Below are 15,506 nucleotides of genomic sequence, written 5' to 3' on the forward strand. Positions count from 1 at the left end.
GGGGTGAGGGCTGGGCGGGGGGTGTTCGCGCGGTCCGGCGCTTGCGGGGTGCCGTCGCGCCCACCCGTGCGGCGGGGGTGGGCGGTGGCCCGGTGTTGCGGTGGGGCGGGGGGTGTTCGCGCGGCCCGGCGCTTACGGGGTGCCGTCGCGCCCACCCGTGCCGCCCCAGCGGCACGACTGCCCGCGGATGGGCGCGGATGGGCGCGGAGTGCGAGGGGGCTAGATCAGGTCGACCAGGTCTGCGATCGAGTTGACCACCTTTGTCGGGCGGTACGGGTACTGGTCGATGTCTGCTTCGGTGGTCAGGCCGGTCAGGACCAGGAACGTTTCCATTCCCGCCTCCAGGCCGGCCAGGACGTCCGTGTCCATGCGGTCGCCGATCATGGCGCTGGACTCGGAGTGGGCGCCGATGACGTTCAGGCCCGTGCGCATCATCAGGGGGTTCGGCTTGCCGACGAAGTACGGGTCCTTGCCCGTGGCCTTCGTGATCAGGGCGGCGACGGAACCCGTCGCGGGCAGCGCGCCCTCGGGGGAGGGGCCGGTGTTGTCCGGGTTGGTGGCGATGAAGCGGGCGCCCGCGTTGATCAGGCGGATGGCCTTCGTCAGCGCCTCGAACGAGTACGTACGCGTCTCACCGAGGATCACGAAATCGGGATCGGCGTCGGTCATGACGTAGCCCGCGTCGTGCAGGGCCGTCGTCAGGCCGGCCTCGCCGATGACGTACGCGGTGCCACCGGGGTGCTGTGTGTCCAGGAACTTCGCCGTGGCCAGTGCGGACGTCCAGATGTTCTCGACCGGCACCTCGAGCCCGATCCGGTTGAGGCGTGCGTGCAGGTCACGGGCCGTGTAGATCGAGTTGTTCGTCAGGACCAGGAACGGCCGCCCCGAGTCGCGCAGCTTCTTGATGAAGGCGTCGGCGCCGGGTACCGGGACACCTTCGTGCATCAGTACCCCGTCCATGTCGGTGAGCCAGGATTCGATGGGCTTGCGCTCAGTCATGGGTGCTGACTCCTGCCGTACGTGGGCCATGGGACGCCTCATGCTATGCAGTCACCCGTACGGAGTAACCCCCGCACCTGCGAGGATGCGGCGCCGGAGCAGCCGCGGGACGCTCCAGATGTCTGGAGGTTCACGATGGGTTCCCCCTTCAACACACTCCGTACCGGCATCCGGTCCGGCGTCGGACGTCTCCTCGCCGGTGTGGTCTGGGTGGTCCTGCTGCTCGGCCTGTGGCTGTGGGGCGGCGCGCGGGCCGACGTACCCGCCGGGCTGTCCGGTACCGCGACCGGCGACATGGCGGCGGCCGGACGGCCGCCCAAGGTCGAGCTGCCCCCCGCGCACGACCCGCTGCGCGCCGCCGTACCGCGGCGCCTCGGCATCCCCGCCCTCGACATCGACCTGCCGGTGACCGACGCCGAGCGCGCGAAGCCGGACACGGTCGCCTGGTTCGCGGACGGGGTGACACCGGGCGAGTCCGGCATCGCGCTGATGGTGGCACCCGTCGCCCTCCCGCGCATGGAGACCCTCCAGCCCGGCCGCACCCTCCGGGTGGAGCGCGCCGACGACCGGACCGCCGAGTTCACCGTCGAGGAGGTCCAGGTCGTCGCCCCCAGCGAACGGCCCGACGCGCAGCGGGCCCGCGCGTCACGTCGTGCCGAACTCCGGCTGATCGCCTGCGCCGACGACGCCTGCACGGGCGGCGTGCTCGTCTCGGCGTACCTCACCGGAGACGCCAGGACTCCCTGATCCCCACCCCGCCGGAGTGACCCGGTGACCGCCGCGGGAGGCGGCGGTGCCCGGTGGCGCGCACGACTCCGGAGCGACAGCCGTGCCGCCAGCGGAGGTCGGACAACGTCAAGTTCCTTACCGGTCGCGGTCCGTGATCGTCGCAGGTTGCTCGGTGTCGGGCGCGCTGTGACAGCCTGCGGACAAGGTCCGGTCGGCCTCGTGGGCCTCGCGGGACGTATGTCAGGATTGGGGCTCGGAGCACATGGAACAAGTGCGCCCAAGGGGGGCTTGATGTACGGCAACAAGGGGGTCGGGGCGTCCGCGGTGGTGCTGGGGGCGGCGCTGCTGATGACCGGGTGTTCGTCCTCGGACGACAAGGGGAGCGGGGACGCGGGGGCGGGGATCACCCAACAGCCCAAGGGCGCCGACCCGTTCTGGGTCAACCCGGACGGCACCGCGGCACGGCAGGTCGTGGCACTGGAGGAGGACGGCAAGAAGTCGGAGGCCGACCACATCCGCCGGATCGCCGAGCAGCCCGTCGCCGAGTGGATCAGCCCGGAGAACCCGGAGGAGCAGGCCCGCGGTTTCACCGAGGGCGCGGAGGCGGCCGACCGCACCGCGCTGCTGGTGCTCTACAACATCCCGCACCGCGACTGCGACCAGTACTCGCGCGGCGGCGCCGCCGACGGCGACGCCTACCGCGACTTCGTGGACGGTGTCGCCAAGGGCATCGGGGACCGCGCGGCGACCGTCATCCTCGAACCCGACGCCGTACTGCACCTGGTGGACGGCTGCACGCCGGACGAGTTCCACGAGGAGCGCTACGACCTCCTCAAGGGCGCCATCGCCCAGCTGAAGGGCCTGAAGAACACCAAGGTCTACCTGGACGCGGGCAACGCCGGCTGGGGCGAGCCCGACCAGATCCACGAGCCCCTCAAACGGGCCGGCATCGACCAGGCCGACGGCTTCTCGGTGAACGTCTCCAACTACTACTCCACCGACGACTCCATCGCCTACGGCAAGCGGCTCTCCGCCAGAATCGGCGACAAGCACTTCGTCATTGACACCAGCCGCAACGGCAACGGCCCCTACACCGACGGAAACCCCGACGAACGCTGGTGCAACCCGCCGGGCCGAGCCCTCGGCGAAACCCCGACCACGAAGACCGCCGACCCCCTGGTCGACGCCTACCTGTGGGTGAAACGCCCAGGAGAATCGGACGGCGAATGCAAGGGCGGCCCCAAGGCGGGCGACTGGTGGCCCCAGTACGCCCTGAAGCTGGCGCAGGGGTAGAGGGGCCGGGTCAACTGCGCAGCGGGGGCCCGGGACCAACCCCCCAGGGGCGCGGGGCTGTGACAGGTGCGGCTACCGCCGCGCGGGCGCGACCAGCCACAGCGCGCCCGCGCCCGAACACCAACCCGCAAAAGGGCTACGGCACCCGCACCCACTGCGCCTTACTGGGCACCCCGGAACCGTCGTTCACGAACAGCATGTACCACCCGGACTGAACCAGGTTCTTGTTCTTGGGCACCGTCACGGTGATCTCATCCCCCTCGGCCTCGAAGTCCAGCGCGATGGACCGTTGATCGACGTCCGTGACGTGAGTGGAAGCGCTGGGCCGGATCAACCGCACGCTCTCCACGGACGCCGCGTCCGCCGACGTGAACGTCGCCGACCCGCCCCGCTCGACGGTCTTGGGCCCACCGGACAACTCGGGCTGCTCGTTGTCCCCGTAGAGGTACGGCGGCGTGTAGATCTCGATCCGCTGCTCGAACTCCCCCGGCTTCGTGTTCGCCTTGTCCGCGTACAGCGAGTCGGAGCCGAAGAACATCAGGCGCCCGTCGGGCAGCAGGATCGACCCGGAGTGGTAGTTGCGGCCCACCAGTGGATCGGCGACCCGCTTGAACTCGTTCTTCTCCGTGTCGTAGATCCGCGCCTCGAGGATGTTGGAGTCACCGCGGCCGCGGTAGTCCTCGGAGCCGCCGGAGACGAGCACGTCGTCGTTGGGCAGGACCGAGGCCTGCGGATAGCGCGTGCCCTTGTCCATGGACGGCCCGTCGGTGAACTTCGGTTCGTCGGCCTTGAGATCGACGATCCGGGTCTTCTCGCTGGCCTTCTCGGACTCGCCGACCCCGCCCCCGCCGATCACCATGTACTTCTCGTCCTGCGCGGGCGGCAGCAGCACCGTGCCGGACGTCTCCATCAGGTCCGCGTCGCTCAGCCCGGGGACCTTGGTGAACCGGTTGGTCTCTACGTCCCAGACGCCCGGGTCGCGGCCCACGTCGTCCGGTCCGTAACCCGCGTTGGAACCCGAGTAGAAGACCTTGCCGTTCTGCATCAGGAACAGCGCCGGGTACGTCGGGAACTGGCGGACCTTGTCGGTGTAGGTCCACTCCTTGGTCTCGGGGTCGTAGATCTCGTTCTTGCCCGGGACCAGCTGGCCGATGTCGTCGAGCCCGGAGACGCTGAGGATCTTCCCGTCGCTCAGGGTGGTGAGCGTCGGGTACCAGCGGGCCTCGTTCATCGGGTCGACCTTGATGTACTTCTCGGCGACCGGGTCGAACTCGTAGGCGTCCCGGATGCCCTGGAAGTCCTTCTTGTCCAGGGCGAGTTTCTCCGCGATGCCGTACGTGTTGCGGCCGTCGGCGCCGGACAGGCCCTGCACCTTGTAGTTGTCCTGGGTGCCGGTCTCGTACTCGGCGCCCTCCTTCTGCGCCTCCACGTAGATACGGCCGACGCCCGCGCTGTTGCCGAGGTACTCGCCGCTGACCGGGTCGTACTCCTTCTCGGCGCGCGGTACGAGCACCGGGTCCTTCGAGACGAAGGTCTTGCCGTTCTCCTTGCCGGTGAATCTGGTGCCGGCCGGGAGCGTGATCGGCTTGTCCGGGTTCTCGTTGTGGACGAGCATCAGGCCGCCGGCCTTCTTCACGTCACCCTTGAGCTTCTCGTACCGCTTGGTGCCGCCCGCGATCAGCAGATTGCCGTTGGCGAGCTGCGTGTGCCCGGTGCAGAACAGGTCCGTGGGCGTCGGCACCTTCTTGATGGTCCCCTTGACCGGGTCCCAGATCCGGGTGTCGTACCTCTTCGCGTCGAAGTTGTCCTGGTTGTTGCCCGACCCGGCGACGAGCAGCACCTTGCCGGTGCGCAGCAGCGCCGCGTGAATGGTGTTCTGCCGGTACTCCTCGGGGAACTCGACGATCTCCCACTTGCCGTTCTCGGCCTTGTACTCCGGCTGGTCGATCTTGTACTGGTGATATTTCTCGGTGCTGAAGCGGTACAGCCACGGCCCGTTCATTCCGGCCAGCGCCAGCACCACCGCCGTGCCTATCGCGACCCGACGGGCTCGACGGCGGCCTGCACGGTCCTTCATTCCTTACGTCCCCCAAGTCCACCAAGGGCGATCTGCATGGTCTGGTCGTCTCCGGGGTTGCCGCCCCCGGGTCCGCCCGGGCCTTCGGGGCCCCCTGTTCCGCCCGGCGCGCCGGGCGAACCGGCCCACTGGGCGCGGTCCTGCGGCTGCCGCGGGGCGTACCGCTGCTGCGGCATCTGCGGCGGCAGCTGCTGTGTCCGGTCATCCTGTGCCGGCGGCTGCTGTGTCCGGTCGTCCTGCGGCGGCGGCTGCTGTGTCCGCGGTTCCCGTGCGGCGGCCGGCCGGCCGCCCGCGGCGTGGGCGCCGGTCTTCCTGCGGTCCTGCCGCATGCCGTGCCGCCAGGCGAACATCGGCGCGGCGGTGATGAGGAGCGCGAAGGTCGCCCAGATCACCATCGCCGGGTGCGAGTGCCCGTAGACGAAGCCCGCGGTGATCGAACCGGCGAAGATCAGAATGAAGTACCAGTGGTACCGGAAGGTGCCGAACCAGGTGTCGGGGCTGGCCGAGTCGCCCTTCGGGGTGACGACGAACTTGCTCTTCCTGCGCAGGACGGAGTCGATCAGCGCCTTCGCGTACAGCGGCGCCGACAGCGCGGACATCACCATGCCGGCCACACCGCCGGAGCCCTCCGGCTCGTGCGGCGACACGTTGTGCCGCCGGTTCCAGACGTACAGGCCGATCTGCAGGGCGGAGGCGTTGCCGTAGAGCATCAGCCAGACCGCCGGGTCGATGTTCACACCCGAGGCGCCCAGACCCAGGAACAGCGCACAACTGACCGCCGCCAGGATCCAGTTCAGGGCCGACATCGGGTAGAAGATGATCATCATGGTGTAGTTGAAGAGCTTGCTCGGCGGAAGCGAGTAGAAGCCCTTCCAGTACTGCCCGATGATCGTCTCGTACGTACCGCGCGACCAGCGCATCTGCTGGGTGAAGAAGTCGGTCCAGGCGTTGGGGCCCTCACCGACGGCGAGTACGTCCGGGGTGTACACCGAGCGCCACTTCTTCCCCGTCTCCGGGTTCCTGTGGCGGTGCATCTCGAAGCCGGTCGCCATGTCCTCGGTGATCGAGTCGTACAGACCGCCGATCTGCTTGAGCGCCTTGATGCGTACGGCGTTGGAGGTGCCCACGAACATCGGTGAGCCGTAGCGGTTGCCGGCCCGCTGGATCAGCGCGTGGAAGAGGAACTGCTGGGACTCGGCGGCCTTGGTGACGAAGTTGTCGTAATTGCCGTACACCTGGGGGCCGATGACGAAGCCGACGTCCGGGTCGCGGAAGAAGCCGAGCATCCGCTCCAGGTAGTTGGGCAGCGGCACATGGTCGGTGTCGACGGAGGCGAAGTAGTCGTAGCGGTCGCCGTGCGCGTCCAGCCAGGCGTTGTAGTTGCCGTGCTTGGTCTTCGCGCGGTGTGCGCCCTTCTTCTGGTTCCACTTCGCGACGCCCTTGCGGGAGAAGTGGTGCACACCGAGGCGGGCGCAGACCTGCTTCACCTCGGGGTCGTCGCCCTCGTCGAGCAGCCAGACGTGCATCAGGCCCCGGTGGCGGATCTTCACGGCCGCCTCCAGGGTCTTCGTCACCATCTCCAGCGGCTCCTTGCCGGGCACGAAGGAGGTGAGGAAGGCGACCCGGGTGCCGGTCTCCGGCACGACGGGGATGGGGTCGCGGGCGACCAGGGTGGCGTGCGCGTTCGACAGCACGTTCATACAGCGGAAGAACTCGATCAGACCGATCGAGACGAGCATGACGATGTCGAGGGTCGGCAGCCACTCGAACTCGACGTAGTCCCGCTCGGTCCAGTGCGACGGCTGCAGCAGCCAGAACAGCAGCACCAGTGACAGCACCGGGGCGGCGGCCAGCATCAGCCCGATCCGGATACGGTGCGGCTCCTGCCCGATCAGCGAGCGGTACTGCACCGTGTACGGCTTGTTCGGATCGGGCTGGGTGAGGGGGCCCGAGAGCCGGCTGTAGTGCTCGTAGTCGTACTTCGGCAGCGCCGTCCTGATCCGGCGGAACGTCCCCGTGTTCCAGTTCCGGTGGCCTGGCACCCGGAGCTGGGTGGTCTGGGACGGGTCGTCGTCCCGCTGGGCGCCCGTCGGCGTCGACGTCATGAGTAATCCCCCCAACACACGGCGGCCACCGCGTGTTTCGTCGCTTCTTTAACGTGCGCTCGGCCCCCTCGACCGCCACAGACGTGTCAGTGGTCGACCACAGTCACCACGCCACCCACACCTTATAGACACGGCGTGGCGCTGTTCCGGTTGCATGATGCCCGCCCCGGCACCGCCCCAGGAAAGCGGGACCCCCCCTCCCGCATCATCGGTAACCGGTTTCTTGCCCGCCAACCACCATGAAGACTCCGGAACTCGAAGAATCCGGGTCCTACGGTGCTCATCGTGGTCGCACGCTGCGAAACACGGTGTTGTCCGGGCATACGGGTCCATGGTGAACAGGGGCGGAGGTCGCTGGGGGCCGCTGGTGCATACGTGCGCCGAGGGCGTCGCGTTCATCGGGGCGCGCGGCTCTCCGGCCGAAAACCGACGGGCCCCCCGCTTGCGCGAGGAGCCCGTCCGTCGGTGCGCCGCCAGGGACTCGAACCCCGGACCCGCTGATTAAGAGTCAGCTGCTCTAACCAACTGAGCTAGCGGCGCGCGCTGACGGCGTCACTCTACAGGACCCCGGAGGGTGCTTCCGGCCCCGGCCCGCCCGGCCGCCGTTCGGGCCACGAGTCCGGTGCGGGCCCGGTCCGGCGCCGTACATCATTCGGACCGTCAACATGCGTGCGCGCGGGACGGTTGTGAGAATGACCTTCGTGCAGGCACGTGGTGAATTCGAGCGGGAGTGTGAGGGGAATCGCATGGAGTCTCCGGTATTCGCGGAGATCGAACCGGCGGACGACTGCGACTGCCCCGGCTGCGCGCATTGGCGCGGCGTTCTGCCGCATTCCCGCACCGGCCGCTTCCCCGGCCATCCGGCCCGGCATCGGACGGCCGTCGTCCTGGCCGCCGTCACCTCGGCCGCGATCGGTGCCACCGCGGCCCCGGTGATCGCCGCACCGCATGCCGAGCAGCCCGCCGGTCCGGACGTTCTCGCAGGTGAGGAGCCCGGAACTCCGCAGGGGGTACGGGCTCCGCTGTACGGCCCCGGTGGCCAGGCGGGTCCGCCCGCGAGCCCGGAGCCGTCCGCGCGGGTGCCCGCGATCACCCGCGCGGAGATCATCGAGCGGGCCAAGAGCTGGGTCACCCGGAAGGTCCCGTACGGGGTGAGCTCGTACGGGGCCGACGGTTACCGGCAGGACTGTTCGGGTTATGTCTCGATGGCCTGGCGGCTGCCCGGGAACGAATGGACGGGCAGCCTCGGCGCATACGCCGAGAGAATCACCAAGGACGAACTCCAGCCGGGTGACATGCTGCTCCATCACAATGCGGCCGACCCGTACGGCGGATCGCATGTGGTCCTTTTCGGCGGCTGGGCGAACACCGCCCGATCGAAGTACGTCGCCTATGAACAGACCGTTCCGCACACCCGCCGCAAGACGACTCCGTACGCCTACTGGAACAACTCCGCGCGCTATGTCCCGTACCGCTACAAGGGGGTGGGCGACGGTGCGGCCGGGGCGGGGGCTTTTGTCGCGACGGTCCGGATCCCGTTCCCCGGAGTGGCCTATTTCGGTCCCGGCGCGGACAACACCTACGTCGCCGAACTGGGCCGGATGCTCGCCGCCCGCGGCGCCGGACACCTCTACCCCGCCGCCCCCGGACCGCAGTGGACGGACGCCGACCGCAGGGCGACCCGGGCGTTCCAGGAGGCTCAGGGGTGGCGGGGCGCGGCGGCGGACGGGCTGCCGGGGCCGTTGACCTGGGAACTGCTCATGACCGGCGGAGGCAGGGACGTCCAAAGCGGAGGTTCCGCTTCCGCCCCGGACGGTGTGCCGGGCTATCCCGGACGGGCGCTGCTGCGCCCCGGCGCCGTCAACGACCATGTCACGCGGCTCGGGAGGCAACTGGTGCGAAAGGGGTTCGGCCGGTACTACACGAAGGGCCCCGGACCCCGCTGGACCGAGGCGGACCGCCGCAACGTGGAGGCCTTCCAGCGGGCCCAGGGCTGGCGCGGGGGAGCGGCGGACGGCTTCCCCGGACCGGAGACCTGGAGGCGGCTCTTCCTCACCTGACCCACCCGGGCGTGCCGCGTCCCCCGACGCCCACGCCCTCCCGCGAAGTGACCGGTGTGACGCATCTGGCGCGGAGGCTGGAGGCACGCATGACCACGACGGCATCGCCCGTCCCCGAGGACATCCCCGAGAACGTTCCCGACCACATCCCCGAACCCGGCGGTCCGGTGGACGCCGGCCCGATGGACGGAGTGGCGGCGGCCGCCCGGCCGGTCCGGCTGATCCACACCGGGGCCACCACCGAGATCCCCGTCCATCTGCTGTTCCGCGACGCCCCCGAACCGGCGCCGGTACGGCTGAGCCCGGCCGTCGTCACCCGCCGCCCCGACGAGAGCGGCCGGAACACGGCGGAACGCCCCCGCCCGCCCGCCGTCCCCCGGATCGACCCCGAGCTGGTGGAGCGCCCGGCCCGGGTGCTGCCCGGCCTCGCGGGGGTGCTCGCCGGAATGTGTGGGGCGGCCGGCTGCGTCGCCACCTCGTGGTGGGCGGGCGTACTGCCCTCGCCGCTGCCCGGGACGTTCGGTTCGGCGGGGCTCGGTTCCGCGCGGTGGGCGGCGTACGCCGGGGCCGGGGCGCTCGCGCTGTTCGGGTTCGGCGGGCTGGCCCGGGGGCGGACCGGGCGGGCCTGGGTGCTCGGTCTGTTCGGCCGCTACCGGGGCACGGTGCGGCGCACCGGACTGCTGTGGGTGAACCCGCTGCTGCTGCGCCGCCGGGTCGACGTACGGCTGCGGCACTGGCGCGGGGAGCCGATGCGGGCGGCCGACCGGAGCGGGGTGGCGCTGCGGGTGACCGTCCTCGTGGTGTGGCGGGTGCGGGACACCGCGCGGGCGACGCTGAGTGTCGAGGACCACGAGGCGTATCTGCGCGCGTGCGTCGAGGCGGCGCTGGTACGGGTGCCGGTGGCGGCACCGGGCGCGGGCAAGGGCGCGGTGGAGGCGGCGCAGGACGCGCTGACCCGGCTGGTGGCGGCGGACACCGCGCCGGTGGGGGTGGAGGTGTTCGCGGTGCGGCCGGTCCGGGTGGAGTACGCGCCCGAGGTGGCCGCCGCGATGCACCGGCGCCGGATCGCCGCGCTGGACGCCCAGCACCGGGCGAGCGTGCTGGGCTCGGTCGTGGATTCCGTGGAGGACACGGTCACCCGGCTGACCATGCGGGGGCTGGTCGAGCTGGACGACTACGAACGCAAGGTGCTGGTGAAGGATCTGACGGTGGCGTTCTGCGCGGGACGGGGTGAGGCGGGGCCGTGAACGGCCGGGGAACAGGCCCTGCTATTGGTATGGACATGTTCAACAGGCGGCAATAATCTGAACTTGGTCTAGACCTACCTGCACGGCTCACTGAAACCCCCACACTCCAGGAGCAGCAGCATGCGCACACGGACCCAGATGTACGCAGCCGCGGTGGGGCTGGCCACGACCGGAGCGCTCGTGCTCTCCTCCGGTGGTGCCAGCGGCCACGGCTACACCGATCTGCCGGTCAGCCGGCAGAAGCTCTGCCAGAACGGCTCGGTCGCCAACTGCGGATCCATCCAGTGGGAGCCGCAGAGCGTCGAGGGCCCGAAGGGTTTCCCCGCCTCCGGACCGGCCGACGGGCAGCTCTGTTCCGGCAACAACACCCGGTTCGCCCAGCTCGACAGCCCGAAGACCCCCTCGGGCGGCGCCTGGCCCACCACGAGCGTCTCGGGCGGCCAGAACTACACCTTCCGGTGGCAGTTCACGGCCATGCACGCCACCACCGACTTCAAGTACTACGTCACCAAGCCGGGCTGGAACCAGAACCACAGCCTGTCCCGGTCCGACCTCAACCTCACGCCGTTCTTCACCGTGCCCTACAACGGCCAGCGTCCCCCGTCGACCCTCTCCCACACCGGCCGGCTGCCGTCCGGGCTCAGCGGACGCCATGTGATCCTCGCGGTGTGGACGGTCGCCGACACGACCAACGCGTTCTACGCCTGCTCGGACGTCACGTTCTGAGGCCGACGCACGCAAAAGGGCCTCTCGCTCCCACGAGAGGCCCTTCGGTGTGCGCCGCCAGGGACTCGAACCCCGGACCCGCTGATTAAGAGTCAGCTGCTCTAACCAACTGAGCTAGCGGCGCGTGACTCCCGCCGTCCGCTTCCGCGGTCGGCGACGAGGAAAATACTACCCGGTCCGCAGGAGTGCTCCGCACCACCGCGGGCGCCCTCTAGATCGCCAGCGACAGCAGTACCGGGGCCGCGCCGCGGTTGAGGGTGTCGGCGGCCTCGCGCAGGCGGTGGGCGTGCTCGACCGGCAGGGAGAGGGCCAGACAGCCCACCGAGGAACCGGCCGTGATCGGGACCGCCGCGCAGACCGTGCCGACCGCGTACTCCTGGAGGTCGAGCACCGGCACCGTCGGCGGCTGCGACGCCAGCCGGGACAGCAGCAGCGTGTCACTGGTGATGGTGCGCGAGGTGAGCCGGGCCATCCTGTGGCGGGCGAGATGGTCGCGCCGGCCGTCGTGGTCCAGCTGGGTGAGCAGGCTCTTGCCCACCGCCGTCGCGTGCGCCGAGCAGCGGAAGTCCACCCACTCGTTGACCTTCGGGGCGGCCGGGCTGTCGGCGTACTGGGTGACCTTGACCTCGCCGTCGACGTACCGGCTCATGTAGACGGCGGCGCCCACACTGTCGCGGAGCCGGTCCAGGGTGCGCTGCAGCTTCTCGCGCAGCGCCTCCTCGTGTCCCTCGGCGGCACCCAGGCGGGCGAAGGCCGCCCCGGTGACGTACGCGCCGTCGGCGATCTGCTCGACGTAGGCCTCGCGGCGCAGCATCCGCAGGAGGGCGGTCAGCCGCTCACTGCCGAGTCCGGTCTCGCGCGCCAGTCCGGTGTCGGTGACTCCTGTGGTGTGCCGCGCCACCGCCTCCAGCACGCGCAGGGCGTCCTGGACCGAGTGGTACGACGCGGTCGGCTCGTGCCTCAGCGCCACGGTTTCCCCCTGCGCTCGTACTCGGGGCCGCAATCCGGTCAGCGAATCCCTTCCACGATAGCCGCGAAACGGGCCCCGGGAAGCGGGTGTTGACAAGATTGCGGCCCCCTCATCTGCGGCGCGGGCCCCCTGGCATATGCCAGAGGGATGCCCCATGCCGTGGACCTCGGGCGTTGCCCCGTTGACGGTCCGTGGCTACAGGACCGCGCTGAGGAATTCCCGCGTACGGTCGTGCTCCGGCTCGCTGAAGATCTTCTCCGGGGCGCCCGCCTCGATGATCCGCCCTGAGTCGAACATCAGCACCTGGTCCGAGATGTCCCGGGCGAAGTTCATCTCGTGGGTCACACAGAGCATGGTGATGTCGGTGGAGCGCGCGATGTCCCGCAGCACGTCGAGGACGCCCGCGACCAGCTCCGGGTCGAGCGCCGAGGTCACCTCGTCCAGCAGCAGCACCTGCGGCCGCATCGCCAGCGCCCGCGCGATCGCCACCCGCTGCTGCTGACCACCGGACAGCTGAGCGGGGTGCTTGCCGATGTGGTCGGTCAGCCCGACCATCTCCAGCAGCTCCCGCGCCCGCTCCTCCGCCTCGTCCTTGGACATGCCGAGCACGGTGACCGGAGCCTCCGTGATGTTCCGCAGCACCGTCATGTTCGGGAACAGGTTGAACTGCTGGAACACCATCCCGATCTTCTTGCGGACCTCGCGGACCTGCTTCTCCGGCGCCGGGAACAGCTGCTCCCCGGCCACGGTGATCGTGCCCTCGTCGGGCTTCAGCAGCGTCATCAGCAGCCGCAGGATCGTCGTCTTGCCGGAACCGGACGGGCCGATCAGCGTCACGTGCTTGCCCGCGTCCACGGAGAAGTCCAGGTGGTCGAGGACGGTGTGGTCCCCGAACCGCTTGGTGACCTGCTCCAGACGGATCAGCTCACCGCTGCCCGCCGGGGTCTCGGGCTTCTTGTCGAACGGGGCGTGGGTGTCAGTGGACAAGGCGTCGCTCCAGGGCTCGCAGGGCAAGGGAGGCCAGGTAGGAGATGACGATGAAGGCGAAGCCGATCACCGTCAGGGGCTCGGTGAACTGGAAGTTCTGCTGCGAGAACAGCCGCGCCTCACCGAGCATCTCCAGCACGGTGATGGCCATCAGCAGCGGTGTGTCCTTCAGCATCGAGATGACGTAGTTGCCGAGCGCGGGCACCACCCGGCGCACGGCCTGCGGCAGGATCACCGCGGTCCACGTCCGGCGCAGCGGCAGGTTCAGCGCCGTCGCCGCCTCCCACTGGCCCACCGGCACGGCCTCGATGCCCGCGCGGTAGACCTGCATCGTGTACGTCGAGTAGTGCAGCCCGATGGCGAAGACACCGGTGGTCAGCGCGGAGAAGGTCACGCCCCACTCGGGCAGCACGTAGAACAGGAAGAACAGCTGCACCAGCAGCGGTGTGTTGCGGACGAACTCCGTCACCGCGCCGACCGGCCAGGTCACCCAGCGCGTCGGCACCCGCATCAGCAGCGCCCACACCAGACCCAGCGCGAACGAGATCAGCGAGCCGAGGACCAGGATCTGCAGGGTGACCAGCAGACCGTCCCAGAAGTGCGGCATGAAGTCGGACACCGCGCTCCAGTCCCACTTCATCGGACGGCACCTCCCACGTTGGTCGTCTCGGCCGGCTTCGGCTCCACGTCCGTCTTGGGCGTGGGCGTCCTGCCGACCCCCGCCTTCAGCTTCTTCTCCAGACCGCGCATGATCCGGGTGAGCAGGAAGGCGATCACGAAGTAGATGATCAGGATGTACGTGTAGATCTCCGCGCTCTCCTGCAGCGCCAGACGGATCAGATTGCCGCTGAACGCCAGATCGCCCATGCCCATGATCGACACCAGGGCGGTGCCCTTGAGCAGCTCGATCAGCAGGTTGGAGAACGGCGGGATCATCTCCGGCACCGCCTGCGGCAGCAGGATCAGCTTCATCCGCTGCCAGGGCGTGAAGCTGAGCGCGATACCGCCCTCACGCTGGGCCGGGTCGACCGCGGCGATCGCACCGCGCACGATCTCCGAGCCGTACGCCCCGTAGGTCAGACCGAGTGCCAGCGTGCCCGCCCACAGCGGCACCAGCTGCCAGCCGAAGGCCGGGGGCAGCACGAAGAACACCCAGAAGATCATCACCAGCGCGGAGGTGCCGCGGAACACCTCGGTGTAGAAGCCCGCGAGGAAGCGGACGATCCACAGCCGGTGGGTGCGCGCGACGCCGACCACGAAGGAGACCGCGGTCGCCAGCAGCGAGCTGAGCACGAGCAGCTGGATGGTGACCCAGACGCCGTGGAGTACGAGTTCCCAGAGTCCCGATGTCATCCGCCGCAGAGCTCCTTCGCGGTCAGATCCGTCATCTCGTCCTCGGTGAAACCGAACGGCTTGAGGATGCGGAGCAGTTCGCCGCTCTTCTTCAGCTTGCGCAGTTCGGTGTTGAAGGCGTCCCGCAGGTTCGTCTCGGTCGGCCGGAAGGCGAAGGCGCCGCCGTCGACGTGCGGCTCGCCGCCGACGATCGGTTTGAAGGGCTCCGTGACCTCCGCCTTGCGCGACTTCTTCACCACCTCGCGGGTGGTGAGCGCGGTGCCGGCGAAGACATCGGCGCGTCCGGCCTCGACGGCGTTCAGGCCGGCCACCTGATCGGGGACGATCAGGATGTCGCCCTCCTTGTACCCGGCCTCGACGGCGTACGCGATCTCCGCGTACCCGGTGCCGGTGGCGAACTTCGCCTTCTTCTCGACGACGTCCTGGTAGCTGCGCAGCCCCAGCGGGTTGCCCTTGCGCACGATGAACGAGTCGAGCATCTGATAGTCGGGATCGGAGAAGATGACCTGCTCACAGCGTTCGGGATTGACGTACATCCCGGCGGCCACGACATCGAACTGCTGCGAGTTCAGCCCGGGTATCAGCGAGCCGAACTCGGTGGGCACGGGCTGCACCCGGTCCACGCCGAGCCGCTTGAAGATGACCTTGGCCAGCTCCGGCGCCTCACCGGTCAGATCGCCGTTCCTGTCGATGTAACCGAACGGGATCTCGCCGGCTATCCCCAGCCGGACGACACCCGCCGCCCTGAGCCGGGACAGCAGGTCGCCGCCGCCCGTGGCCGCCGCCGTCGGTACGCGGGAACAGCCCGCGGCGCCCAGTGCGCCGAGCGCCGCGACCCCCGCGAGCAGCGATCGACGTGAGGGCCCGGAGGTCTCTCGGAATCGTCTGAGTGGTTGCAGTGGTGGAGCCATGGCGGCGCGGCTACCCGAAGCGATGCGAGTTATTCCGGCCAGTTTCGGC

The 15,506-nt window shown here is 69.5% G+C and carries 13 protein-coding genes and 2 tRNA genes; 5 read left to right on the forward strand and 10 right to left on the reverse strand.

The window, feature by feature from the left end:
- Window positions 1-219 precede the first annotated feature (219 nt).
- The gene (locus IF28_RS0110660; RefSeq protein WP_030216950.1) at window positions 220-999 is read right to left on the reverse strand and encodes an HAD-IIA family hydrolase; all 780 of its coding nucleotides are present in this window, start codon (window positions 997-999) and stop codon (window positions 220-222) included.
- 135 nt (window positions 1,000-1,134) lie between these two features.
- On the opposite strand from IF28_RS0110660, the gene IF28_RS0110665 reads away from it, so the two are divergent.
- Window positions 1,135-1,746 carry a sortase domain-bontaining protein gene (locus tag IF28_RS0110665; protein ID WP_030216952.1) on the forward strand — a complete coding sequence of 204 codons (612 nt, stop codon included), beginning with the start codon at window positions 1,135-1,137 and terminating at the stop codon, window positions 1,744-1,746.
- A 273-nt stretch (window positions 1,747-2,019) separates the two neighbouring features.
- Window positions 2,020-3,021 carry a glycoside hydrolase family 6 protein gene (locus IF28_RS0110670; RefSeq protein ID WP_030216955.1) on the forward strand — a complete coding sequence of 334 codons (1,002 nt, stop codon included), beginning with the start codon at window positions 2,020-2,022 and terminating at the stop codon, window positions 3,019-3,021.
- 136 nt (window positions 3,022-3,157) lie between these two features.
- Here the strand turns inward: IF28_RS0110670 and IF28_RS0110675 are convergent, their stop codons facing one another.
- The 3 genes from IF28_RS0110675 to IF28_RS0110685 all read right to left on the reverse strand — a co-directional run bounded on the left by IF28_RS0110675 (window position 3,158) and on the right by IF28_RS0110685 (window position 7,743).
- Window positions 3,158-5,098 (reverse strand): kelch motif-containing protein, encoded by a 1,941-nt coding sequence (locus IF28_RS0110675; protein WP_030216957.1) that lies wholly within the window; start codon window positions 5,096-5,098, stop codon window positions 3,158-3,160.
- Window positions 5,095-7,203 carry a glycosyltransferase family 2 protein gene (locus IF28_RS0110680; RefSeq protein WP_030216964.1) on the reverse strand — a complete coding sequence of 703 codons (2,109 nt, stop codon included), beginning with the start codon at window positions 7,201-7,203 and terminating at the stop codon, window positions 5,095-5,097. Before IF28_RS0110680 ends, IF28_RS0110675 begins: the two co-directional genes overlap by 4 nt.
- A 466-nt stretch (window positions 7,204-7,669) precedes the next feature.
- Window positions 7,670-7,743 (reverse strand) — tRNA-Lys (locus tag IF28_RS0110685).
- A 206-nt stretch (window positions 7,744-7,949) separates the two neighbouring features.
- Here IF28_RS0110685 and IF28_RS0110690 point away from each other — a divergent pair.
- The 3 genes from IF28_RS0110690 to IF28_RS0110700 all read left to right on the forward strand — a co-directional run bounded on the left by IF28_RS0110690 (window position 7,950) and on the right by IF28_RS0110700 (window position 11,236).
- On the forward strand, window positions 7,950-9,263 hold the full coding sequence (locus IF28_RS0110690) for a peptidoglycan-binding protein (RefSeq protein WP_030216966.1): 1,314 nt from the start codon (window positions 7,950-7,952) through the stop codon (window positions 9,261-9,263).
- An 89-nt stretch (window positions 9,264-9,352) separates the two neighbouring features.
- On the forward strand, window positions 9,353-10,510 hold the full coding sequence (locus IF28_RS0110695; protein WP_030216969.1) for an SPFH domain-containing protein: 1,158 nt from the start codon (window positions 9,353-9,355) through the stop codon (window positions 10,508-10,510).
- A gap of 120 nt (window positions 10,511-10,630) precedes the next feature.
- Complete coding sequence (locus IF28_RS0110700; RefSeq protein WP_030216972.1) at window positions 10,631-11,236, forward strand: lytic polysaccharide monooxygenase auxiliary activity family 9 protein; 606 nt, start codon at window positions 10,631-10,633, stop codon at window positions 11,234-11,236.
- Between the two features lie 50 nt (window positions 11,237-11,286).
- Here IF28_RS0110700 and IF28_RS0110705 read toward each other — a convergent pair.
- From IF28_RS0110705 to ehuB, 6 genes are all read right to left on the reverse strand, one after another.
- Window positions 11,287-11,360: transfer RNA gene (locus IF28_RS0110705), tRNA-Lys, on the reverse strand.
- 87 nt (window positions 11,361-11,447) lie between these two features.
- The gene (locus IF28_RS0110710) at window positions 11,448-12,206 is read right to left on the reverse strand and encodes an IclR family transcriptional regulator (RefSeq protein ID WP_030216977.1); all 759 of its coding nucleotides are present in this window, start codon (window positions 12,204-12,206) and stop codon (window positions 11,448-11,450) included.
- Window positions 12,207-12,401: 195 nt separating this feature from the next.
- Entirely contained in the window at window positions 12,402-13,193 is a 792-nt protein-coding gene (ehuA, locus tag IF28_RS0110715; protein WP_030216978.1) for an ectoine/hydroxyectoine ABC transporter ATP-binding protein EhuA, read from the reverse strand.
- Window positions 13,183-13,833 (reverse strand): ectoine/hydroxyectoine ABC transporter permease subunit EhuD, encoded by a 651-nt coding sequence (gene ehuD / locus IF28_RS0110720; protein WP_030216979.1) that lies wholly within the window; start codon window positions 13,831-13,833, stop codon window positions 13,183-13,185. Before ehuD ends, ehuA begins: the two co-directional genes overlap by 11 nt.
- Window positions 13,830-14,546 (reverse strand): ectoine/hydroxyectoine ABC transporter permease subunit EhuC, encoded by a 717-nt coding sequence (gene ehuC / locus IF28_RS0110725; protein WP_030216983.1) that lies wholly within the window; start codon window positions 14,544-14,546, stop codon window positions 13,830-13,832. Before ehuC ends, ehuD begins: the two co-directional genes overlap by 4 nt.
- Entirely contained in the window at window positions 14,543-15,457 is a 915-nt protein-coding gene (gene ehuB / locus IF28_RS0110730; protein ID WP_030216984.1) for an ectoine/hydroxyectoine ABC transporter substrate-binding protein EhuB, read from the reverse strand. The genes ehuC and ehuB overlap by 4 nt, the downstream gene beginning before the upstream one ends.
- Window positions 15,458-15,506: the final 49 nt, after the last annotated feature.

Source organism: Streptomyces sp. NRRL WC-3626, assembly GCF_000718785.1.
In the GTDB taxonomy this organism is placed as follows: Bacteria; Actinomycetota; Actinomycetes; order Streptomycetales; family Streptomycetaceae; genus Streptomyces; species Streptomyces edwardsiae.